Raw genomic sequence first — 22,808 nt, forward strand, 5'->3', positions numbered from 1 at the left:
TCGTGAAACGACGGCAGGCATGCGTCCTGCTTTTGTGCGCCAGCTCAGGAAAAGGCCCTTCGTCGATGTTCGAGTTTCCGGTTCTGATCGGTGACATCGGTGGCACGAACGCCCGCTTCGGCCTGATCGCCGAGAAGGGCGCCGAGCCCCAGTTGCTCTCGCACGAGGCGACCGCCGACCATCCCGATCCGTCGCACGCCATCAAGGCGGCTTTGGCCAAGGGCGGCGATGCCCTGCCGCCGCCGCGCTCGACCATCCTGGCGATGGGCGGCCGCGTCGACGGCCCGGAGCCCCAACTCACCAATGCGCACTGGCGGATCGGCGGCGAGCGCATCGCGAAGGATTTCGGGCTCTCCTCCGCGGTGGTGGTGAACGACTACGTGCCGGTCGCAGCCGGGGCGGCCGATATCGAGCCCCACGACCTCACGCCGGTCGGGCCCAGTCCGACGATTCCAGGGGGCGCCCGGGTCGTGCTCGGGCCCGGCACCGGCTTCGGGGCGGCGGCCCTGGTGCCCTACTCAGCCCACCTCGCCATCGTTTCCACGGAGGCCGGTCACACCGATTTCGGCCCGGCAGACGCGTTCGAAGAAAAGATCTGGCACGCGCTGGAGCGGGTCGACGGGCGCATCACCGTCGAGGCGGTGCTGTCGGGGCCGGGCTTGGCGCGGTTGCACGCAGCGGTCGCGCATGTCCGCACCGGCCAGCCGCACGAGAAGCTCGACCCGGCGGCGGTGACCGAGGCCGGGCTCAAGGCCTCGGACCCGCACGCCGCGGAAACGCTGGAATTATTCGGCCGCCTGCTCGGCCGCGTCTGCGGCGACCTCGCCCTGACTTTTCTCGCCACCAGCGGCGTCTATATCGGCGGCGGCATCGCGCCCCGCATCGTCAAGGTGCTGGAGGAGAGCGGATTTCGCGAGGCGTTCGAGCGCAAGGCGCCCTTCGCCGAGATGATGCGCCAGATCCCGACCAGCGTCATCACGGTCCACGACCCGGCCTTCAAGGGCCTGGCCGCCCTCGCCAACGAGGGCCGGCGCTTCGTCTACCATGGGCAGGTTTGGCGGAAGGACGGCTGAGGGTTTACGATCACCCATACGGTCGTCGCGCGGCGGCGGGCGTGTGTGGGGTTGGGACCGGATCGATGCGGACGGTCACTTTGAAGGACGCCAAGACCAACCTGCCGCGCCTTGTGGAGCAGGCGGCCTCGGGCGAGCCGTTCATCATCGCGAAAGACGGCAAGCCCTTGGTTCGTGTCGTCCCGTTCGACGCACCGGCGCCTGCCAAGACCTCGCGGATCGGATTTCTGGCTGGGTCCATCCGCATCCCGGACGATTTCGATCGGATGGGTAGCGAAGAGATCGCGGCGGCGTTCGAAGGCCGGTGAGCTATCTGCTCGATACACATATCCTGCTCTGGGCTGCGGCAGGATCCGACCGGCTGATATCTGCCGCACGCCGCCTCATCGAGGATCCTGCGCATACGCTCATGTTCAGCGCGGCGAGCCTGTGGGAGATTGCGATCAAAAGCGGGCTGGGTCGCAACGACTTTCAGGTCGATGCGAAGCACCTGCGGAAAGGTCTGCTCGACAGCGGCTATGTCGAGCTTCCGGTGACAGGGGCTCATGCTGCCGCTGTCGCCGACCTTCCGCCCGTCCATCGCGACCCGTTCGATCGGCTCTTGATCGCACAGGCCCAGGTCGAGGCGCTTGAATTCGTCACGGCCGACCGGATCCTCGCACACTACGGCGGCCCGATCAGGTTGGTTTGAGCGGATGTCGCTTGCCCGTTCGGCCGGATCTCGATGCGTTGAACGCAAGGAGATCCGGCTTAGGGGGCTGTCTTCTGCCTACGCGGCCGCCAGCGGCTTCGACACGTCCTCCAGGGACTTGCCCTCCGCGGCCGTGCCCCAGACCCCGCCGACCACCGCGGCGATCAGCATGAGCGCGGCGCCGATCCCGTAGCCGAACAGCACCCAGTCGCGGGAGCCGGTCTCGACCAGGCTGCCGAACAGGAGCGGCCCGGAGACCCCCCCGATGCCGGTGCCGACCGCGTAGAAGGCCGCGATGGCGAGCGCCCGGATCTCCAGCGGGAAGGTCTCGGAGACGGTGAGGTAGGCCGAGCTCGCCGCCGCCGACGCGAAGAAGAACACCACCATCCAGGCGGCGGTCTGCCCTACCGGCCCGATCACGTCGAGGCGGAACAGCAGGCCCACGGCGACCAGCAGCACCGCCGAGATGCCGTAGGTGAAGGCGATCATCTGGCGCCGGCCGATCGTGTCGAACAACCGCCCGAGGAGCAGCGGGCCGAGGAATGAGCCGAGCGCGAAGGGCAGCAGGTACCAGCCGACGCTGTTGCCCGGCACGTCGTAGAACCGCTCCAGCACCAGCGCGTAGGTGAAGAACAGCGCGTTGTAGAAGAACGCCTGCGCGACCATCAGGGCGAGCCCGACCATCGTGGCCAACCGGTTCGTGACGAACAGGGCCCGGAACACCTCCGACAGGGGGGTGTGGTCGCGGGTCCGGACTTTCATGCGCTTGCTTTCGTCCACCGGCGGCAGGGTCACGCCCTCGTCGGTGAAGCGCTTCTCGATGCCGGTGACGACCCGGTCGGCTTCCGCGGCGTAGCCGTGCGTGGCGAGCCAGCGCGGGCTCTCGGGGATCCAGGTGCGCAGCAACAGGATCACCAAGCCGATGGCGCCGCCGGTGAAGAACGCCACGCGCCAGCCCCAGGCCGGATCGATCACCTCCGGCCGCAGCAGCACAATCGACATGAACGAGCCGAGCGCCGCGCCGATCCAGAACGAGCCGTTGATGACCAAGTTGGTCCAGCCGCGGACCCGGGCCGGGACCAGTTCCTGGATGGTCGAGTTGATCGCCGTGTACTCGCCGCCGATGCCCGCGCCGGTGAAGAACCGGAAGACGCAGAAGCTCGCGACGTTCCAGGACAGGCCCGTGGCCGCAGTGGCGATCAGGTAGAGGGCGAGCGTGATGAAGAACAGCTTCTTGCGGCCGATCCGGTCGGTCAGCCAGCCGAAGCCGAGGGCGCCGGTCACCGCGCCGACGAGGTAGCAGGAGGCGGCGAGCCCGACATCGAATTCCGAGAACGACATTGGCGGCTGGCGCAGGGCGCCGACCAGGGAGCCGGCCAGCGTCACCTCCAGCCCGTCGAGCACCCAGGTGATGCCCAACGCCACGATGACGAGCACGTGGAAGCGGCCCCAGGGCAGCCGATCCAGTCGCGCGGAGATGTCGGTGTCGATGACGCGGCCGATCTCCGCACGCTCGGGTGTCCCGGCGCTTCCCTCAACCTTGCTCGCCATGCCTGTGCGTCCTCCCGATGAGTTCGTTTACCGTGCCTCAAGACTCGGCGTTTACCGCGACTCGACGCAGGTGTTGGGAACAGGTTGGGAATCGATTCGGTTCGATCCCGTCTTCACCCGTGACAGGCAGAACTCGCGTGTCCACGCGGGTTCCCTGCCATGTCCACGCCACCCCCTCGTTCCCGGCCGCTGCGCCGGTCCCGGTACGGCCTGCTTGCCGTCATGACGCTGGCCGGGCTCGCCACCGTCCCCACCGAGGGCGCGGACCGGCATCTGGAACGCCCGAAGCCGCCGGTCCCGATGGCGAGCGCCGAGCGTTGGCGCCTGCGGCCCACCGAGGTGGCGGTGCCGGTCACCACCGGCAGCCTGCGCAAGCGCGCCGAGACCGTGATCCCTGAGGGGCGGCGCAGCGTCCGCTTCGTCTACCCGGCACTCGTCGAGGCGCGCTGACTTGGCGAAACCGTTTCGGCCAGGCACAGCGCCTGCATCGCCCCGAGCGGGCGTAGCCTGAGACGCGTACGGAGTTCGAGGATGGCGGAGGTTGTCGCGCTGGTCGGGTGCAAGAGCCCGGCGCAGGAAGCGGAATACCTGCAGATCCTGTCGGCCGCGATGCCCGGGGAGCGGCTGGTTCCGTTCCGCCGGATGACGGATGCGGAGCGCGCGGGTGCGCAGGTCGCCATCGTGGCGAACCCGGATCCCGCCGAGGTCGCCGCCCTGCCGGGCCTCGTCTGGGTGCAGAGCCTGTGGGCCGGCGTGGAAAAACTCGTCGGCGCCTTCGACCGGCCGCTGCCGATCGTCCGGCTGGTCGACCGGGAGATGGCCCGCGCCATGGCCGAGGCCGTGCTCGCCTGGACCACTTACCTCCAGCGCGACATGCCGGCCTATGCGCGGCAGCAGCGCGAGCGGATCTGGCAGCCGCATCCCTATCGCAAGCCCGGCGACACGACGGTCGGCCTGCTCGGGCTCGGGGCGCTCGGCACGGCGGCGGCCGAGCGGCTGACCGGGGCCGGGTTCTCCGTCACCGGCTGGAGCCGGACGCCCAAGACCGTGGCGGGAATCGAGACATTCCACGGCGCGGACGGTCTCGCGCCGATGCTCGGGCGCTGCGACATCCTCGTCTGCCTGGTGCCTCTGACGCCGGAGACCCGTGGCCTCGTGAATGCCGCGCGGCTCGCCGCCCTCAAGCCCGGGGCGGCACTGATCAATTTCGCCCGGGGCCCGATCGTGGTGACCGACGAGCTGATCGCAGCGCTGGATTCCGGCCATCTGTCCCATGCCGTGCTCGATGTGTTCGATGTCGAGCCGCTGCCGGCCGAGTCTCCGCTCTGGAGCCATCCGGGCGTGACCGTGCTGCCGCACATCTCCGGCCCCACCGACATGGAGTCCGCCGCCGACACGGTGGCCGCCAATCTGCGCGAATACCGCAGCACCGGGCAGCCGCCGCGGGGCGTCGATGCCGGGCGGGGGTATTAGGGTCTGTCTGGGGGCGGGCATCCATCCCTCGACCTCATCCTGAGGAGCTTGCGCGCAGCGCAAGCCTCGAAGGAGCGCTCCAGCCTGTCGCGCGATCCCTGGAGGCCTCCTTCGAGGCCTCCGCTGCGCTCCGTCGCCTCAGGATGAGGGGATTAGATTGGAAGAAGGGGGATCAGACAGAGGCTTCGATAGAGATGCGATCGCATCGGAGCCCTATGCCGCCGAGGCGACCGCCGGAGAGATCCGCTTGCGGGCCTTCTTGTCGGTGCTGCCCAGGAAGGCCTGGGCCTCTTCCTTGCGCTCGAACACGTGGGGGGCGACGCCGCGCTTGGTCAGCGCCTCCTCCATCTTCAGGCGCAGGAACGCGCTGGTGACGTAGCGGGTCGTGGTCGCATAGTAGTTCGCCTGGAGATACTGGATCATCCCAGCATAGTCGTCGATCAGGTTCTCGTTGAGCCGGAAGCCGTCGTGGTTGATCACGGCGTTGACCCGCTGGCCGGCCTTGCGGCAGGCCTCGACGATGGTCATGCGCAGCTCGTCCATGTCGCTCTTCACCCGGCAATACCAGCCTTCGAGGTTGATGAAGAGGATGTTGCGCTCGCCGTCGTAGCTGATGCGCGAGGCCAGATCGAGGTTGAGCAGGTCGGAGAGCAGCTCCATCGGCTCGTCGCGGAAGATGCGCGGGTCCATCGGCACCGGATTGCGCACCACCGGCTTGAAATCCATGTGGGCGAGGATGTCGCGCTCGATGTCGATGCCCGGCGCCACCTCGACCAGTTCCAGGCCGTCGGCGGTCAACTGGAACACGCAGCGCTCGGTCACGTAGAGGACCGGCTGCGCCCGCTCGACCGCGTAGGGCCCCGAAAAGGTGTTCTGCTGCACCTGGGTGACGAACTTGCGGGATCGGCCCTCGCTGACGATCCGCACGACGCCGTCATCGACGGCGATCTCCAGCCCGCCCGCCGTGAAGGTTCCGGCGAACACCACCGTGCGGGCGTTCTGCGAGATGTTGATGAAGCCACCGCAGCCGTTGAGCTTGCCGCCGAACTTCGAGGTGTTGACGTTGCCGGCCACGTCGCACTCGGCCATGCCGAGGCAGGTCATGTCGAGGCCGCCGCCGTCGTAGAAATCGAACATCTGGTTCTGGTCGATGATGCAGTCGGCGTTGGTGGCCGCGCCGAAGCTCGAGCCCGAGGCCAGCACCCCGCCGACCGCCCCGGCCTCGGTGGTGAGCGTGATGTAGGGGGTGATCTTCTCCTCGTTGGCCACCGACGAGATGCCCTCCGGGGCGCCGACCCCGAGATTGACCACGCCGTTCGGCGGCAGCTCGAAGGCAGCCCGGCGGGCGATGATCTTGCGCTCGTTGAGCGGCATCCGCTTGATGCCGGTGACGGGGACGCGGATCTCGCCGGCCAGCGCGGCGTCGTGCATGACGCCGTAATTCATGCGGTGCATCTCGGGCTCGGCGACCACGACGCAATCGACCAGGATGCCGGGAACGCGCACGTCCTTGGGCAGCAGGTAGCCGTCATCGACGATGCGCTCGACCTGCGCGATGACGATGCCGCCGTTGTTGCGGGCCGCCATGGCCTGGGCCAGGCAATCGAGGGTCAGCGCCTCCTTCTCGTAGGAGAGGTTGCCCGACGGGTCGGCCGAGGTGGCGCGGATGAAGGCCACGTCGATCTTGGTGGCGGTGTAGAACAGCCACTCCTCGCCATCGACTTCGACCAGCTTGACGATGTCCTCCGTGGTCAGGGTGTTGACCTTGGCGCCGCCGTGGCGCGGATCGACATAGGTCTGCAGCCCGACCTTCGAGAACAGGCCGGGCTGGCCGGCGGCACAGGCCCGGTAGAGCTGCGAGATCACCCCCTGGGGCAGGTTGTAGCCGCGGATCAGGTTGTTCTGCGCGGCCTGCGCGACCTTGGGCATCCGGCCGAAATTGGCGGCGATGACCCGCGAGAGCAGGCCGTCATGATGCAGGCGGCCGGTGCCGAGGCCTTTGCTGTCGCCCGCGCCCGCGGTCATGATCAGGGTCAGGCCCCGGGGCGATCCGGTCTCGACGAAGCGCTTTTCCAGCGCGGCGTGCAGCGCCTCCGGGATGCAGCTCTGGACGAAGCCCGTGGTGGTCACGACGTCGTTCACGCGGATCAGCGCGATCGCCTCGTCCGCCGTGATGACCTTGTTCTTCCGCATGAAGCCCACGATCCTCCCTCCGGCCCGGATGTCCGGCCAGCCTCGGCGCCGGCCATCTCCGAGTCTGTTACGGGCCGGCGGTGCGGAGCCCGCAGGGTTCCGGCGCACGGTCGACCAAATTTCTGACCGTCAGCACTGTTGCGCCGCATCAAAGATTTGCGGCATTGCAGTACAAGCAAGTCCGTTACATCATGCTAACGCATAATGACCCGGACGTGCTGCTGAAAAAGTCTTTGGCGCAAGGTCAGAAAAATTGTGCGGCCCCCGCGCATGCGAGGGCCAACCGCGTGAGGTCTTCGCCTCGCTCCGTCGATTCAGGACAAGGGCCGAGGTTGGGGTGATCGGCAGCCTCCGCCGGCGCCGCGCGAGGGCGGCCCGGCCTTACCGGCCGAGCGATGCGGCTGCACTCGCCGCGCTCAGCACGGCCTTCACGGTCGCGGTCGCCACGTCGCTGTCGATCCCGACGCCGAATATCGGGCTGCCGTCGGCGAGGCTGCATTCGAGATAGGCCGCCGCCTGCGCATCCGAACCGCGCCGGAGCGCATGCTCCGAATAATCCACCACCGCGAGGGCGATGCCGAACGCGTCGGCCAGGGCAGCGAGCAGGGCCGAGATCAGGCCATTGCCGCGCCCGGACACCGAGACTTCCTGCCCGCGATGGCGGATCCGGCCCGTGAAGATCCGCTCGGAACCCGCCTGTCGGCGCAGGCCGCCCCCGTCATCGACCAGCGCGAAAATCTCCGTGTCGTCAACGTGATAGGCGTGCCTGAAGGCGCCCGCGATGTCGGTGGCCGATAGTTCCCGGCTGGTCCGGTCGGCCAGGACCTGTACGCGCCGGCTCAGGTCGACCTGCAGGGCACGGGGCAGCTTCAACCCCAGATCCTGCTCGATCACCCAGGCGACGCCGCCCTTGCCGGACTGGCTGTTGACCCGGATCACCGCCTCGTAGCTCTCGCCGAGATCGGCGGGGTCGATCGGCAGGTAGGGCATCTCCCAGAGGCCGTCGTTCCGCTGCGCATGGGCGGCAAAACCCTTCCGGATCGCATCCTGGTGCGAGCCCGAGAAGGCGGTATGGACCAGCTCGCCCGCATAGGGGTGGCGCGGATGCACCGGCAGGCCGTTGCAATAGGTGACGGTGCTCACGACCTCGCGGATCGCCGGGAAGGACAGCTTCGGATCGATCCCCTGCGTGTACAGGTTCAACGCCAGCGTCACGAGGTCGACATTGCCGGTGCGCTCGCCGTTGCCGAACAGGCAGCCCTCGACCCGGTCGGCGCCGGCCAGCAGCGCCTGCTCGGCCGAGGCCACGGCGGTGCCGCGGTCGTTGTGCGGATGCACGCTGATGATCACGGCGTCCCGCCGGGAGATGTGGCGGCAGAACCACTCGATCTGGTCGGCATAGACATTCGGTATCGCCACCTCGACCGTCGTCGGCAGGTTGAGGATCGCCGGCCGCTCCGGCGTCGGCTGCCAGACATCGAGCACGCGCTCGCAGATCTCGAGGGCGAAATCCGGTTCGGTGAAGCAGAAGGTCTCCGGCGAGTACTCGAAGGTCCAGCGCGTGCCGGGCCGCTTCAGGCTCTCCTCCAGCATCGCGGTCACGCCGGATACGGCGAGGGCGACGATCTCGTGCCGCTCCATGCCGAACACGACCCGCCGAAACAGCGGCGCCGTCGCGTTGTAGAGATGCACGATGGCCTGGCGGGCACCGTCCAGCGACGCGAAGGTGCGGGCGATCAGGTCGGTCCGCGCCTGCGTCAGAACCTGGATCGACACGTCCTCGGGAATGCGATCGTCCTCGATCAGCATCCGGACGAAATCGAAGTCGGTCTGCGAGGCCGAAGGAAAGGCGACCTCGATCTCCTTGAAGCCGATGCCGAGCAGCATGTCGTAGAAGCGCAGCTTGCGGGCGACATCCATCGGGTCGGCGAGCGCCTGGTTGCCGTCGCGCAGATCCGTGGACAGCCAACGCGGCGCGGTCGCGAGGCGCTTCGACGGCCAGGTGCGATCCGACAGGTCGATCGGGGAGACGAACGGGCGGTATTTGGTGGCGGGGTTGGTCAGCATGATGGGATCGGCCGTGGGATCGATGGCTCGGGAATGCGGCCCGGAAGGCGCTGGCTGCCGGTCGGCCGCGATGTGCGGCGACGGTCCCGATGCGGAGATCCAGCCCTAGGTCAGGCGGCGGTGATATTCTCGCGTGCGAGGATCAAGGTTCGTCGCGAAAGGCTCAGACGGTGATCGACGGCATTCGGGTCACGGACGAGATTGCGGTCATCCGGCATGACGGCGACCGCTTCGCCAGCCCACTGCATCGCCACGCGCGGGCACAACTCCTCTACGCGATGGCTGGCGTGATCTCTGTCACGACCGACAGCGGGACCTGGGTGGTGCCGCCGAGCCGGGCAGTCTGGCTTCCGCCGGACACGAACCATGTCACCGCCAGCCATGCCGGGATCCGCTTCCGCTCGCTCCTGATCGACGCGACCGGCTTCGACGGAGTCCCGGATCGCTGCAGGGTTGTCGAGGTCACGCCGCTCCTGCGCGAGCTGATCCTCAAGCTCGCCGCCCTCACTGAGACGCGAGGGGACCGGGTGGTCGCCGAGGCCGTGATCCGCCTGCTCATGCTGGAGTTGGCGTTCCTGCCGGTGCAGCCGCTCGACCTGCCGGCTCCGAAGCATGCCGGCCTGGCGTCGCTGTGCGATCGGATCTGCCGGGATCCCGCCCGCGCGCATCCCATCGCGGCGGCCGCCTCCGAGCTCGCCATGAGCCGGGCGACGTTCATGCGGCTGTTCCAGCGCGAGACCGGTCTCGGCTTCGGCCGGTGGCGCCAGCAGGCCCGGATGCTCCACGCCTTGCCGCTGCTGGCGGAGGGCCGGGCCATCCTCGATGTCGCGCTGGATTGCGGCTACGACAGTCCGAGCGCCTTCGCGGCCGTGTTCCGACGCTCCTTCGGGCGCCCGCCGAGCGGGTATTTCCGGCCGCTGCCTGCGGAAAGCGTCGACCGGGGCTGATCGCGACATTGCGGATCAGGCCGACGGACGGTTCAGACGCCGCCCCCGCTGGCGAGAACGTGACACCCGGGCGCGCCCGCCGGGGTGAACCTCGGCCAGAGACATCCGTTGATCGCCGGCCGCCGCTCCCCGCATGCCCGCCGGGTGGCGGCCCGAGGAGATCGAAGACGATTCATGGGTTGGCCCCGCCGCATCCTCATCGCCGCCGGCCTCGCGACCGTCGCGGCCGGTGCCACGCTCGGCCTCGGCCGGTTCAGCTACGCGCCGATGCCGGACCGCACGGACCTGCTCAACCCGGACCGCTATCCGATCCAGACCGCGTTCGATGTCCTCGGGCGCCGGGTCTCGCACGCGGAGGCGGATCGGCTGAATGGCACCGAGGCGGGCCGTAAGGAACTCTCGGCCAACAACGGTGCCGTGGCGATCGATCCCGCCATGGTCGAGCGCGGACGGCAGGCTTTCTACCAGGAGACGTTCGGCAATGAGGTCTTCCTCACCGACGTGATGGGCATGCTCGATGGCGGCCTGACGCCCACCGAGGTCGCCCTCGCGGTAGCCAAGCTCGGCGGGCAGGGCACCACCAACCTCCAGGTCGCCATGGCCCAGGACGTGCGCGTCGGCGACCGGACCTACCGCAAGGGCGAGCTGGTCCCGACCGGTCTCGACGTGCCGAAGGGCGGCGCCTTCATCATCGGGATCAAGACTTTTTCCGACCGGGGCCATCTGCGGATGGGCATCACCTGCGCGCTTTGCCACGCCGCAGTCGATCCCGGCACCGGCAGGGTCGTCGAGGGGGCGCCCAACACCGACCTCAATGCCGGGCTGCTGATGGCGCTCGCCAAGAACTCGTCCGCGTACTTCATGCATGCCAGCGTGCCGGAGGTCGATGCCAAGCCCGCGGCGGAGCCCGAGCACACCGGCTCCACCGGGACCGGGCCGGCCCTTCCGGACGCAGAGGCTGTGGAGGCCGCCACCAAGGTTCAGGTGGCGAGCTGGCCGCCGGGCAGCTTCGATTCCTCGGCGGACCGGGTGACCAACCCGACCTCGATCCCGTCGAGCTTTTCCGCCTACGGCGAGCCCTATAGCTGGAGCGGCCGCGAGGCGGTCGGACCGTTCGCAGGCCTGTCGTCGCTCAACAACAATGTCCACGCCGCCAATTCCGACACGACCCAACTCGCCGCCGCCGCGCCCTGGCTGTTCGGGATGAATGCGGAGGCCTATCTCGGCATCGTCCTGCGTGGCGCGGCCACCGAGTCCTTCCGGTACAAGCCCGGCGAGGCGCGCCAGCCGTCGGCGGTGCTGCGCAGCGTAGATCCGACGCCGGCCTCGCCTGGGCTCAACAGCTACGCGGTCCTGCCAACCTATCCGGCGACCAACTACGTCACCGACAACGGCCTGTTTACCTCGGTGCCAGGGGAACCGGTCAACCACGCCAACAACGCCATGTCGGCGTTCCAGAACCTGCTCCACCCGCCGGCTGCCAAGCAGGGTCCCGCCGCCGTGCAGGCCGGCCGCGCGGTGTTCGAGAAGGCCGGCTGCGGCGCCTGCCATGCCGGCCCGGCGCTGACCAACCACCGGATCATCCCGGCGGCGGAGATCGGCACCGAGCCGACCCGAGCCAGGGCCGGTGCCAAGATGGAGGCGCGCCTTTCGCCCCCGAGCCTCTTCGCCACCGACACGCCGTTCCCGCTATCGGTCGATCCGGTGATCGTCCCGGTGCCGCTCGCAGGCGACAAGCTCGCTCAGGTCCAGCTCGCCTGGGGGCAGGGCGGGACCGAAGGCGGCTACAAGGTGCCGAACCTCGTCGGGCTGGCCTGGACCGCGCCCTACCTGCACGATTCGGGAATCGCGGTCGGCCCCGATCCGGCGATGCAGCTCGGCGTTCCGGGCACGCTCTATCGCGGCATCGCCCCCGATCCGGCGAACAGCCTTCGCAGCCTGATCGACCGGGACCTGCGGGCGAAGATCATCGCTGCGAACAGAGCCTCGGATACGGCACGCATCGCGCGCGTTACCGGCGAAGGCCACGCCTACTGGGCGGATGCCGGCTCAGGGGTCTCGCGTGACGAGCAGACAGCCCTGATTGCCTACCTGCTGTCGATCGATACGCTGACCGAGCCGGCGGCGACGCCCTGATCATCACGGAACGACGCACCATGCCCAACACCCAACCGGTCTGGTTCATCACCGGCTGCTCCACCGGCTTCGGCCGGGAACTCGCCAGGCTCGTCATCGCCCGCGGCTGGCGCGCGGTTGTGACCGCCCGCGACCGGGCCAAGGTCGCCGACCTGGCGGAAGGCGCCGCCGACCGGGTCCTGGCGCTCTCGCTGGACGTCACCGACGCGCGCCAGATCGCCCAGGCGGTGAGCGAAACAGCAAAGACATTCGGGCGGATCGACGTGCTGGTGAACAATGCCGGCTACGGCTACCAAGCCTCGATCGAGGAGGGCGAGGACGACAAGATCCGCGCCCAGTTCGACGCCAACGTGTTCGGTCTGTTCGCGCTGACGCGCGCCGTGCTGCCGGTGATGCGGGCGCAGCGCTCCGGCCATGTCCTCAACGTCACCTCGGTGGCCGGCTTCGTCGGCTTCCCGGGCTCCGGCTACTACGCGGCGACCAAGCATGCCGTGGAAGGCTTTTCCGACGCGCTTGCCGCCGAGGCCGGGCCGCTGGGCATCAAGGTCACCTGCATCGAGCCGGGCCCGTTCCGCACCGACTGGGCCGGCCGCTCCCTGATCCAGACCCCGAGCACGATTCCCGACTACGCCGAGACCGCGGGCGCCCGCCTTAAGGCTACGTCCGAGAAGAGCGGAACCCAGGCCGGCGATCCGGTCCGCGCCAGCGAGGCGATGATCCGGGTGACCGAGATCGACAACCCGCCCCGCCACCTCGTGCTCGGCGCCTGGGGCTACGAGGCCGTCACGAGCCGACTGAAGCAGCGCTTGGCCGAGATCGAGGCGTGGCGCGAGACGAGCCTGGGGGCGGATTACCCGGAGGGGTAAGAAGCGGTCCGACGACCTCCGTTCGTCGTCGCGTCAGGCAGACGGATGCCGGTCGCTGAGCGACAGCACGAGAGCGGCGGCGCCGAACAGGGCGCCGACCGCGCAAACGCCGGCCCATCCAGCCTGGACCCATGCCAGGCCCGAAAGGCCCGATCCTACAGCGACACCGAGGAAGAACAGCCCCGTGAACAGCCCGTTCAGGCGACCGCGGGCTTCGGGCCGCAGCATGTTGATCGCCCGCCGGCCGAGCGTCTGATCGCCGACGACGCCGAGATCGAGGACAATGGCCGCGACCACCATCATGCCGAGGGCGAGCGGGGCCGGCAGCGTGCCTGCCTCCTCAGCCCCGCCGCAGGCTGCCAGCGCCATGGCGCCGAGAATGCCGACATGGGCCAGGATCGTGCCGGGTCGTGTCTGGCCCCGGTCTCCGGCGCGGCCGGCGATGGGCGCCACTACGGCGCCGGCCGCGCCTGCCAGGGCGAAGACGGCGATGCCGGTTTGGCTCAGCCCGAACGGCGGCTCGGCCAGACGCAGCGCCACGGAGGTCCAGAACACGCCGAACGCGCCCATGCACAGACCCTGGGAGGCGGCGCGGCGCCGAAGCACGGGCTCCTGTTTCAGCAAGGCGAACAGGGAGGCGATGAGGCGCAGATAGGAGGCTGTCTGTGAAGGCCTGCGCTCGGGCACGACCCGGGCGAGGACGATCGTCAGCAGAGCGACGAGCCCGGCCAGGATGCCGTAGAACCAGCGCCAGCCGGCATATTCGGCGACGAGGCTTGCGGCCGGGCGTGACAGCAGGATCCCCAGCATCAGGCCGCTCATGACGTTCCCGACGACGCGTCCGCGCTGGGATACCGGCGCAAGGGCGGCCGCCGTCGGCACCAGCATCTGGATCGCGCTCGCCGTCAGGCCGACAAGGAACGATGCGACGAGGAAGAGCGGCGCCGACGGTGCTGCGGCGGCAATGGCCAGGGCGATCACCCCCGCGCTGAGCGTCCGCGTGATCAGCGCGCGGTTCTCGACCAGATCCGTCAGAGGCACGACGAGAAGCAGCCCGCTCGCATAACCGAGCGACGTGATGGTCGTGACGAGCCCCGCTTCGGTCACCCCGAGGCCCAGGGACGGGCCGATGACGCCTGCGAGCGGCTGCGAGGCGTACAGGCTGAGGACGATCACGCCGGCCGCGACAGCGAACATCAGGGTCAATCCGCGTGACACCTGCGCCGGTTCAGGAGCGGCGATCGCGTCGGCAGGCACGGATGTCGTCATGGCGGATGTCCAGATCCTGTTGTGGCGGCAGGTCCGGAACGCTAATTCTCTACGCGCGGTGCGACAATTGACCCATTTCGCGAGAGTTTGTTGCTCAGATCGTGAGAATGATGGTGAGCCTGGAGCGCTACCGAGCCTTCATCGAGATCATCGATCGTGGCAGCCTGACCGCCGCCGCCCGTCATCTCGACGTCTCGCTGCAATCGATCAGCCGGTCCCTGTCGACGCTGGAGCGCGAGTTCGGGGTCGAACTGATCCGGCGCACGACGCGTCGGCTCCAGCCGACCCCCGCCGGCCTCGCGTTCCACGCCCGGGTGAAGGCCGCGCTGACCGAGATCGAACTGGCCCGTGCGGAGATCGGGCGCGAGAGCGCCCGGGTCGCCGGCACGTTGCGGATCGGCGCTTCGGTCCTGTTCGCACCGAAGCACGTCGTCCCGGCTGCCGCCGCGTTCCTGGCGCGCCATCCGCAGGTCGAGATCGAACTCGTCCTGTCGGATGCGATTGCCGACCTTGTCGAGGACAGGCTCGATCTGGCGATCCGGATCGGCGATCCCGGTCCGCCGCACCTGAAGATGCGTCCCCTAGGGCAACTGCGAAGGGGCGTGGTCGCGTCTCCAGCTTATCTCGCCCGTCGCGGGCTGCCGCAAACGCCCGAAGATCTGGCCGAGCATGATTGCGTGGTGCGCACCTTCGGACCGGAAGGCGATGCCTGGCCTCTGACGATCGACGGCACGGTCGCACGCATTCCGGTGCGTGGCGTCTTCCGCTGCAACGACGCCGCCTCCGCCAACGCGGCCGTGGTCGCGGGCGCGGGCCTCGGCCTAGCTCCCCTCTGGCAGGTCCAGGACGATCTTGATCAGGGCTGTTTGAAGGTCGTCCTGTCGGCGTTCGAGCCGCCGCCGGTTCCGGTCCAGGCCGTCTGGCCCGGAGCCGCGGGCACGCCGGTCAGGACGCGGCTGTTCGTGGAAACCCTCGCCCTCCGGCTCGGGTCCGAAGGGGCGCGACTTTGAGCCCGCGCCGTCATCGCGAGCGCAGCGAAGCGACCCAGGGCAGCGCGCGATCCTCGAACCATGCGTGTTCCTAGGTTGCTTCGCTACGCTCGCAATGACGGGGGGGGGCGGCCGAGACAGCTATGGGCCTACCTCTCGTTTACGGCGCTCAAATCGCGTGACGAGATCGAGGGCAAGCCCCCTAGATCACCGCCTCTATCAGCCCCCGCCGCTTCGCTTCCTCCGCCTCCAGATACCAATTGGCCGGCGCCTTCTCCAAAACCTCGTCCAGCGTCACGTCCGAGCCCTGGATGAGGTTCGAGAACCCCTCGTTCTGGATGACGATCGAACACTCGATCTCGTGGAGCGTCGCCGTCACGGCGGCGATGCAGGTGGTGAGCGGGCCCTGGACCTGGAGCTGCTTGTTCATCTTGCGCTCGTGGATCATCAGCCGCGTGCCCCGGGTGAGGTAGCGGTTCGGCCGGGCGAAGAAGCTCATGAAGGTGGTGCCGGCCGAGTAGATCGCGGCCTTGCCGAGGAAGACGAACCGGCGGTCCGGGCTCATCTCGCTGTGGTAGCGGATGTCCTCGCCCATCATCCGGGCGACCTCCGGATCGCCGCCCAGCGTCGAGAGCTCGACCACGACGATGTCGCGCTCGCCGGCAGCGCCGAACTGGCGGCGGAAATCCTTGTACATGTCGTAATCGACCGGGCCCGACAGCAGCACGGCGGGGCTGCGGAATGCGGTCGGGCCGAGGGGTGTGGTGTCCATGGGGTTCCTGTAACCTCAGCGGACCGGGTCTGGCGCGCCCTGGCCCTTGCCGACGAACGGGATGCCCTCGATCGGGCATTCCTCGGTGCCGACGCTCTGGCGGGTAATGGCCCGAACGGCGTCGCGGGTTCCGTCGGGATCCTCGATCCAGCGGCGGTAGAACTCGTAGGGGCATTCCGACATCCCGTGCCGGTTCTCCTTCGAGTTGATCATGCCGGTATAGCCGCGGTGCAGCAGCTTGAAGAGGTGGTTCTCGGACTGGCCGTGGGCGCGGAAATCCCGGATCAGGAATTTCGAGAGGGCGGCGTACTGGATGCCCATCTCCTCCTCGCCGCACTCACCGAGGGTGCGGCCGTCGAAGCCGATGATCGCGGAATGGCCGAAATAAGTGTAGACGCCGTCGAACCCGGCGGCGTTCGAGACCGCCACGTAGACGTTGTTGGCGAACGCCATCGCCTTCGAGATGACGATCTGCTGCTCTTTCGCCGGGTACATGTAGCCCTGGCACCGGATGATCAGCTCGGCCCCGCGCATGGCGCAGTCGCGCCAGATCTCCGGGTAATTGCCGTCGTCGCAGATGATCAGGCTGATCTTCAGCCCCTTCGGCCCGTCCGAGACGTAGGTGCGGTCGCCCGGATACCAGCCCTCGATCGGCGTCCAGGGCATGATCTTGCGGTACTTCTGCACGATCTCGCCCTGGTCGTTCATCAGGATCAGGGTGTTGTAGGGGGCCTTGTTCGGGTGCTCCTCGTGCCGCTCGCCGGTCAGCGAGAACACGCCCCAGACCTTGGCCTCCCGGCAGGCCGCGGCGAACACCTCGGTTTCCGCGCCGGGCACCGAGGCGGCGGTCTCGTACATCTCGGCGGCGTCGTACATGATGCCGTGGGTCGAATATTCGGGGAAGATCACCAGGTCGAGACCGGGCAAACCGGTCTTCATCCCGATGATCATCTTGCCGATCGCCTTGGCGTTCTCCAGCACCTCGGCGCGGGTGTGGAGGCGCGGCATCTTGTAATTGACGACGGCGACGCCGACGCTGTCCTGGCTGGACGAGATGTCTCCGTGCATCATGGCGAGGATTCCTCCGAGGATTGGCACGCCGCAAGGCGCCGTGCCCCCCCCCCCGCAAAGGGGGGAGGGCTGTTCGCGTCAGATCAGTGGCTGATCATCCAGGGCCGCGCGCTCGGAAAGCTCTTGGCCGCGGCGGGGGCCGAGGCCGTCTTCTTCGGTCCGCAGCAGCCGCAGCCTGCCCCGTGGCCTGAAGAACGCCGCGGCGCGTGGCGGCTCCGCTCGTTGGTGGCGTGGGCCGCCTTGAGCCCGGCATCCATGCCGGAGATCCGCGGCGCGGTGAGGAAGGCCCGCTGGCAGGCCACCCCGCAATCCGGGCAAGCGTGCGGGTCTTTGAACTCCGCCATCGGCCGCATGGCGGTGAACGGCCCGCAGGCCTGGCAGGCGTAATCGTAGACGGGCATTTCGAGGCTCCCGGCGAAATCAGAGACGCAGACGCTATCGGAAAGGCGCGGGTCCCCTCTCCCGTGCGGGGGAGGGACAGGGTGAGGGATGCGACGTTTCCGGAAAGACCTGGCCCCTCACCCCAACCCTCTCCCGCACGGGAGAGGGGGCAGGTCGCGTCCATTGAGGCCCCCGGGACGACCCGACCGTCAAAGATCCGGCGAGAGCGGCATCTGGATCGAGCCGTCCAAAAACTTGGTCGGCCCATCGGCGCCGGGATTGATGTCGAACTCGAAGATCTTGGTCGGAATCCACAGCGTCGCGCAGGCATTCGGGATGTCGACCACCCCGGAGATGTGCCCCTGCACCGGCGCCGTGCCGAGGATCGAGTAGGCCTGGGCGCCCGAATAGCCGAATTTCTTGAGGTATTCGATCGCGTTCAGGCAGGCCTGCCGATAGGCGATGTGAACATCCAAATAATGCTGGCCGCCGTGCTCATCGACGGAGATACCCTCGAAGATCAGGTGATCGTCGTATTTCGGGGTGATCGGCGACGGCTTGAAGATCGGGTTCTTGATCCCGTACTTGGCCATGCCGTCCTTGATCAGCTCGACCTTGAGATGGACCCAGCCGGCCATCTCGATGGCGCCGCAGAAGGTGATCTCGCCGTCGCCCTGGCTGAAATGCAGGTCGCCCATCGAGAGCCCGGCGCCGGGAACGTAGACCGGGAAGTAGATTTTTGAGCCGCGCGACAGATCCTTGATGTCGCAATTGCCGCCATGCTCCCGGGGCGGGACGGTGCGGGCGCCGGTGGCGGCGGCCGCGTCCTTCGCCTCGCCCTTGAGGCGGCCCATATGGGCGGTCGGGCCGAAGGGCAGGGTGGCGAGCGCCGGTACGCGCTCGGGGTTGGTGTCGTAGAGCGCCTTCTCGCGGGTGTTCCAGGTCTCCAGCATCTTCGGATCGGGCAGGCAGCCGATCAGGCCGGGATGGATCAGGCCGGGGAAGCGCACGCCCGGCACGTGGCGGGATTTCGTGAACAGGCCTTCGAAATCCCAGATCGACTTCTGAGCCTGGGGGAAGTGCTCGTCGAGGAAGCCGCCGCCGTTCTTCTTGGAGAAGAACCCGTTGAAGCCCCACTGGCTCTCGGGCTTGGCGCCGATGTCGAGCAGATCGACCACCAGCAGGTCGCCCGGCTCGGCGCCTTCGACGCCGATCGGGCCGGAGAGGAAGTGGACGATCGACAGGTCGATGTCGCGCACGTCGTCGGCGGAATCGTTGTTCTTGATGAAGCCGCCGGTCCAGTCGTAGGTCTCGACGATGAAGTCGGCCCCCGGCTTCACGGTGGCGACCATCGGGATGTCCGGGTGCCAGCGGTTGTGCACCATCTCGTTGTCGTAGGCCGATTGCGTGAGATCGACCTTGATCAGCGTCTCGGGCATTTTTTATCACTCCCTGCTGCGATCGTAGTTGCCGGGTCCCTGGGGCGGCCGACTTTGCGAGCGAAGCGAAGCAACCCAGCAGCGCCACGCTCGGACATGTCCCGCCGCCCTGGGCCGCTTCGCTGCGCGCGCGATAACGACCCTCGGACGATCTGTTGCGTCCGCTAGACCGACAGGAAGCGGGCGACCTGCGCTTCGTCGATGCCGGCGCGGGGCGCCTCGTGGACGATGGCGCCGTTTTCCAGGACGATCACCCGGTCGGCGACGTCGAGGGCGAAGCTCAGGACCTGCTCGGAGACCACGATCGAGAGGCCGCGATCGTCGCGGATCTTCTTCAGGGTCCGGCCCATCTCGCGGATGATCGAGGGCTGGATGCCCTCCGTGGGCTCGTCCAGCAGCAGCACCTTCGGCCGGCTGGCGAGCGCCCGGGCGATGGCGAGCTGCTGCTGCTGGCCGCCGGACAGGTTGCCGCCGCGCCGTCCCTTCATCTCCAGCAGCACGGGGAACATGTCGTACAGGTCCTGCGGCACCTTGCGGGCGCCGGTGACCGTCAGGCCGGTCTCGATATTCTCCTGGACCGTCATGGTAGAAAAAATCATCCGGCCTTGCGGAACGTAGGCGAGGCCCTTGGCGACCCGGGCGTGGCTCTTGAGCCCCGCGACCTCCTCGCCCTCGACCCGGATCGTCCCGGATTTGACGGGCACGAGGCCCATCAGGGTCTTCATCAGGGTGGTCTTGCCCATGCCGTTGCGGCCCATCACGGCGACGATCTCGCCGGGCGCCACCGAGAAGCTGAGCCCGTGCAGGACCTCGCTCTGGCCGTAGGCGGCGTGGAGGTCGTGGACGGCCAGCGCCGGGTCCAGATCGGGGATCGCGGCGCGGGGGGGCGCCTGGACGAGCGGCGGGTGCGCGGTCTGGAGCGACGCCATGGTCAATGTCCCAAATACACTTCGATGACCTTCGGGTCGTTCTTGACCCGCTCCATCGAGCCTTCGGAGAGCACCTTGCCCTGGTGGAGCACGGTGACCCGGTGGGCGATGTCCTCGACGAACTTCATGTCGTGCTCGATCACCAGCACCGAGCGGCCCTTGATGATCTGGTTGAGCAACTCGGCAGTCTTGATCCGCTCGCCGACGCTCATCCCGGCCACCGGCTCGTCGAGCATCAGCAGTTCCGGGTCCTGGATCAGAAGCATGCCGATCTCCAGCCACTGCTTCTGGCCGTGGCTCAGGAACTCGGCCCGCTCCTTGAGCTGGTCCTTCAAAAAAATCGTCTGGGCGATCTCGTGGATCCGGTCGCGGACCTCGGCGTCCCGCTTGAAGGTCAGGGCGCCGAACACCGAGCGCCCGCGGGGGAACGAGATCTCCAGGTTCTCGAACACCGTGAGGTCGTCGTAGATCGACGGCGTCTGGAACTTGCGGCCGACGCCGGCCTGCACGATCGCGCTCTCGGAGAGCTTGGTCAGCTCCTGGCCCTTGTACTTGATCGAGCCGGTGCTGGCCTTGGTGCGCCCGCAGATCAGGTCGAGCACCGTGGTCTTGCCGGCGCCGTTCGGGCCGATGATGACCCGGATCTCGTCCGGGTCGACGTAGAACGACACGTCGTTGACCGCCTTGAAGCCGTCGAACGAGACGGTCAGCGCCTCGACGGCGAGGAGGTAGTCTGCCGGGGCCGCATCGGCGCCGACCACGGGGGAGGAGAGGAGCGCGGCGTTCATGATGTCCTCACTCGGCCGGAGCGCCAACGGGCGCCCTTTGGGGCGGGGCGATGGCGGGCGGCGGCGCCCGCAGCCCCTTCACCCGGCGGGTCAGGCGGGGCTCGATCTGCTCGCGCCAGATGCCGGCCAGACCATTCGGGAAGGCGAGCACCACGGCGATGAACAGGGCGCCGAGGCCGAACAGCCAGAGATCCGGAAAACTCTCGGAGAAGCTGGTCTTGGCCCAGTTCACCAGCAGCGTGCCCCAGACGGCGCCGAACAGGGACAGGCGCCCGCCGACCGCGGCGTAGATCACCATCTCGATCGAGGGCACGATGCCTACGAAGGAGGGCGACATGAACCCGACCTGGAGGGTGAACATCGCCCCGCCGATCGCCGCGAAGCCGGCCGCCAGGCAAAAGGCGAAGACCTTGAAGCCGGCCACCGAGTAGCCCGAGAACCGGACCCGATCCTCCTTGTCGCGCATGGCGACCAGGATGCGACCGAGCTTCGACTTCTTCACGTATTGCGCCGCCAGGATGCAGGCCAGCAGCAGGCCGCCGTTGACGAAGTACAGGATCACTTTGGCGTGGTCGGTGCGGATGTCCCAGCCGTGGAGGGTGCGCAGATCGGTGATGCCGTTGATGCCGCCGGTATAGCCCTGCTGGCCGACGATCAGGATCGTCAGGATCGCGGCGATCGCCTGGGTGATGATCGCGAAATAGGTGCCGCCGACCCGGCGCTTGAACATCGCGTAGGAGATGATGAAGGCGAACAGGACCGGGACCGCCACCACCAGGATCACGGTCAACGGCAGGCTCTTGAACGGCAGCCAGAACCACGGCACTTCGGTGATCTGGTTCCAGTCCATGAAGTCCGGGATGCCCGGCGTCGATTGAATTTTTGTATTTGCGACGCTTGAAGCTTCCAGCTTCAGGTACATCGCCATGCAGTAGCCGCCGAGCCCGAAGAACACGCCCTGGCCGAGGGACAGAATGCCGGCGTAGCCCCAGCAGATCACCAGCCCGAGGGCCACGAAGGCGTAGGTCAGGTACTTGCCGACGAGGTTGAGGCGGAACCCGTCGAGGGCCAGCGGCAGGACCACCAGGATCACCCCGGCGAGCAGAGCCAAGCTCAGCCACTCCACCGGCTTCATGAATGGGTTGTCGTTGACGGTGACCGACTTGGTCAGGGTCTGGACCGGATTCGTCATCGGGAAATCCTCAGCGCCGGACCTTGAGGGTGAAGAGGCCCTGCGGCCGCAACATCAGGATGCCGACCACCGCGAGCAGGGTGATCACCTTGGCCATCGAGCCGGAGAGGAAGAACTCCAGCGTCGATTGCGTCTGCGAGATCGAGAAGGCCGACGCGATGGTGCCCAAGAGGCTCGCGGCGCCGCCGAACACGACGATCAGGAAGGTGTCGACGATGTAGAGCTGGCCCGAAGTCGGCCCGGTGGAGCCGATCATCGTGAAGGCCGAGCCGGCGACGCCCGCGATGCCGCAGCCGAGGCCGAACGTGTAGCGGTCGACCTTCTCGGTATCGATGCCGACGGCGCCCGCCATGGCGCGGTTGGCCATCACGGCGCGGACCTGCTGGCCGAAGCGCGAGCGGTAGATCAGCAGCGCTACGCTGACCGTGATCAGGATGGTGATGGCCATCACGAACAGGCCGTTCACCGGGATCTCGATCGTGTCGGTGACCTGCACCGAGCCGATCAGCCAGGACGGCAGCTCGACGCCGACCTCGCGGGCGCCGAAGATCGACCGGTAGGCCTGCTGCAGGATCAGCGACAGGCCCCAGGTGGCGAGCAGCGTGTCGAGCGGGCGCTTGTAGAGGAACCGGATCAGGCTCCACTCCACCAGCATACCGAGCGCCCCGGAGGCCAGGAACGCCAGTCCCATCGCGACGAAGAAGTAGACCGGGAACAAAGCCGGCAGGTAGCTCTGGCAGAAGGCCGAGCAGAGATAGGTGACGTAGGCGCCGAGGATCATGAACTCCCCGTGGGCCATGTTGATCACGCCCATCTGCCCGAAGATGATCGCCAGCCCCAGCGCCATCAGCAGGTAGACCGAGAACAGGATCAGGCCGGCAAAGCCCTGCATGGCGAAGATCGCGCCGAGGTCGCCGAGGGAATACTCGCCCAACATTGTGTCGTGTCTCCCGCGATCTGGCTGGTTTGGTGGGCGTCCGG

General features: G+C 67.9%; 21 protein-coding genes. 9 read left to right on the plus strand and 12 right to left on the minus strand.

Features of this window, described 5'->3' with window-relative positions; genetic code table 11:
- Window positions 1–65: 65 nt before the first annotated feature.
- From MKL20_RS11615 to MKL20_RS11625, 3 genes are all read left to right on the plus strand, one after another.
- Window positions 66–1,073 carry a glucokinase gene (locus MKL20_RS11615; protein WP_244036793.1) on the plus strand — a complete coding sequence of 336 codons (1,008 nt, stop codon included), beginning with the start codon at window positions 66–68 and terminating at the stop codon, window positions 1,071–1,073.
- Between the two features lie 65 nt (window positions 1,074–1,138).
- A complete protein-coding gene (locus MKL20_RS11620; RefSeq protein WP_092041951.1) occupies window positions 1,139–1,381 on the plus strand; it encodes a type II toxin-antitoxin system Phd/YefM family antitoxin in 243 nt (80 codons plus the stop codon).
- Window positions 1,378–1,764 carry a type II toxin-antitoxin system VapC family toxin gene (locus tag MKL20_RS11625; RefSeq protein WP_244036794.1) on the plus strand — a complete coding sequence of 129 codons (387 nt, stop codon included), beginning with the start codon at window positions 1,378–1,380 and terminating at the stop codon, window positions 1,762–1,764. Before MKL20_RS11620 ends, MKL20_RS11625 begins: the two co-directional genes overlap by 4 nt.
- A 78-nt stretch (window positions 1,765–1,842) precedes the next feature.
- Here MKL20_RS11625 and MKL20_RS11630 read toward each other — a convergent pair whose 3' ends face one another.
- Entirely contained in the window at window positions 1,843–3,315 is a 1,473-nt protein-coding gene (locus MKL20_RS11630) for an MFS transporter (protein ID WP_243973085.1), read from the minus strand.
- 159 nt (window positions 3,316–3,474) lie between these two features.
- On the opposite strand from MKL20_RS11630, the gene MKL20_RS11635 reads away from it, so the two are divergent.
- Together MKL20_RS11635 and MKL20_RS11640 are read left to right on the plus strand one after the other, a co-directional pair.
- Window positions 3,475–3,765: a hypothetical protein gene (locus MKL20_RS11635; protein ID WP_244036795.1), complete on the plus strand. Its 291-nt coding sequence runs from the start codon at window positions 3,475–3,477 to the stop codon at window positions 3,763–3,765.
- Window positions 3,766–3,846: 81 nt separating this feature from the next.
- A complete protein-coding gene (locus MKL20_RS11640) occupies window positions 3,847–4,788 on the plus strand; it encodes a 2-hydroxyacid dehydrogenase (protein ID WP_244036796.1) in 942 nt (313 codons plus the stop codon).
- A gap of 213 nt (window positions 4,789–5,001) precedes the next feature.
- Here the strand turns inward: MKL20_RS11640 and MKL20_RS11645 are convergent, their stop codons facing one another.
- Both MKL20_RS11645 and leuA read right to left on the minus strand, forming a co-directional pair.
- Complete coding sequence (locus MKL20_RS11645) at window positions 5,002–6,981, minus strand: acyl CoA:acetate/3-ketoacid CoA transferase (RefSeq protein WP_244036797.1); 1,980 nt, start codon at window positions 6,979–6,981, stop codon at window positions 5,002–5,004.
- Window positions 6,982–7,362: 381 nt separating this feature from the next.
- Complete coding sequence (gene leuA / locus MKL20_RS11650; protein WP_244036798.1) at window positions 7,363–9,048, minus strand: 2-isopropylmalate synthase; 1,686 nt, start codon at window positions 9,046–9,048, stop codon at window positions 7,363–7,365.
- Window positions 9,049–9,218: 170 nt separating this feature from the next.
- Between leuA and MKL20_RS11655 the strand changes: the two genes are divergently transcribed.
- The 3 genes from MKL20_RS11655 (at window position 9,219) to MKL20_RS11665 (ending at window position 12,997) form a co-directional block, all read left to right on the plus strand.
- A complete protein-coding gene (locus MKL20_RS11655; RefSeq protein WP_243973075.1) occupies window positions 9,219–9,995 on the plus strand; it encodes an AraC family transcriptional regulator in 777 nt (258 codons plus the stop codon).
- A gap of 174 nt (window positions 9,996–10,169) precedes the next feature.
- Window positions 10,170–12,131, plus strand: a complete 1,962-nt coding sequence (locus MKL20_RS11660) for a cytochrome C oxidase Cbb3 (protein ID WP_244036799.1) — start codon at window positions 10,170–10,172, stop codon at window positions 12,129–12,131.
- A gap of 20 nt (window positions 12,132–12,151) precedes the next feature.
- On the plus strand, window positions 12,152–12,997 hold the full coding sequence (locus tag MKL20_RS11665) for an oxidoreductase (RefSeq protein ID WP_244036800.1): 846 nt from the start codon (window positions 12,152–12,154) through the stop codon (window positions 12,995–12,997).
- A gap of 33 nt (window positions 12,998–13,030) precedes the next feature.
- Here MKL20_RS11665 and MKL20_RS11670 read toward each other — a convergent pair whose 3' ends face one another.
- Window positions 13,031–14,266: an MFS transporter gene (locus MKL20_RS11670; protein WP_244036801.1), complete on the minus strand. Its 1,236-nt coding sequence runs from the start codon at window positions 14,264–14,266 to the stop codon at window positions 13,031–13,033.
- Window positions 14,267–14,373: 107 nt separating this feature from the next.
- Between MKL20_RS11670 and MKL20_RS11675 the strand changes: the two genes are divergently transcribed.
- Window positions 14,374–15,276 carry a LysR family transcriptional regulator gene (locus MKL20_RS11675; RefSeq protein ID WP_244036802.1) on the plus strand — a complete coding sequence of 301 codons (903 nt, stop codon included), beginning with the start codon at window positions 14,374–14,376 and terminating at the stop codon, window positions 15,274–15,276.
- A gap of 181 nt (window positions 15,277–15,457) precedes the next feature.
- Here MKL20_RS11675 and MKL20_RS11680 read toward each other — a convergent pair whose 3' ends face one another.
- The 8 genes from MKL20_RS11680 to urtB all read right to left on the minus strand — a co-directional run bounded on the left by MKL20_RS11680 (window position 15,458) and on the right by urtB (window position 22,764).
- Window positions 15,458–16,027 (minus strand): ClpP family protease, encoded by a 570-nt coding sequence (locus MKL20_RS11680; RefSeq protein ID WP_244036803.1) that lies wholly within the window; start codon window positions 16,025–16,027, stop codon window positions 15,458–15,460.
- A 15-nt stretch (window positions 16,028–16,042) separates the two neighbouring features.
- Window positions 16,043–17,098, minus strand: a complete 1,056-nt coding sequence (locus tag MKL20_RS11685) for an aliphatic amidase (RefSeq protein WP_243973063.1) — start codon at window positions 17,096–17,098, stop codon at window positions 16,043–16,045.
- An 83-nt stretch (window positions 17,099–17,181) separates the two neighbouring features.
- On the minus strand, window positions 17,182–17,499 hold the full coding sequence (locus MKL20_RS11690; protein WP_244036804.1) for an FmdB family zinc ribbon protein: 318 nt from the start codon (window positions 17,497–17,499) through the stop codon (window positions 17,182–17,184).
- A 189-nt stretch (window positions 17,500–17,688) separates the two neighbouring features.
- Complete coding sequence (gene fmdA, locus MKL20_RS11695) at window positions 17,689–18,918, minus strand: formamidase (protein ID WP_244036805.1); 1,230 nt, start codon at window positions 18,916–18,918, stop codon at window positions 17,689–17,691.
- Window positions 18,919–19,082: 164 nt separating this feature from the next.
- Window positions 19,083–19,847 (minus strand): urea ABC transporter ATP-binding subunit UrtE, encoded by a 765-nt coding sequence (gene urtE, locus MKL20_RS11700; RefSeq protein WP_243973058.1) that lies wholly within the window; start codon window positions 19,845–19,847, stop codon window positions 19,083–19,085.
- A 2-nt stretch (window positions 19,848–19,849) separates the two neighbouring features.
- Complete coding sequence (gene urtD / locus MKL20_RS11705) at window positions 19,850–20,635, minus strand: urea ABC transporter ATP-binding protein UrtD (RefSeq protein WP_244036806.1); 786 nt, start codon at window positions 20,633–20,635, stop codon at window positions 19,850–19,852.
- A 7-nt stretch (window positions 20,636–20,642) separates the two neighbouring features.
- Window positions 20,643–21,827 carry an urea ABC transporter permease subunit UrtC gene (gene urtC / locus MKL20_RS11710; RefSeq protein ID WP_244036807.1) on the minus strand — a complete coding sequence of 395 codons (1,185 nt, stop codon included), beginning with the start codon at window positions 21,825–21,827 and terminating at the stop codon, window positions 20,643–20,645.
- Between the two features lie 10 nt (window positions 21,828–21,837).
- Entirely contained in the window at window positions 21,838–22,764 is a 927-nt protein-coding gene (urtB, locus tag MKL20_RS11715) for an urea ABC transporter permease subunit UrtB (protein WP_058191212.1), read from the minus strand.
- Window positions 22,765–22,808 lie beyond the last annotated feature (44 nt).

It is taken from the genome of Methylobacterium sp. E-066, from assembly GCF_022829635.1.
Lineage (GTDB): Bacteria > Pseudomonadota > Alphaproteobacteria > Rhizobiales > Beijerinckiaceae > Methylobacterium.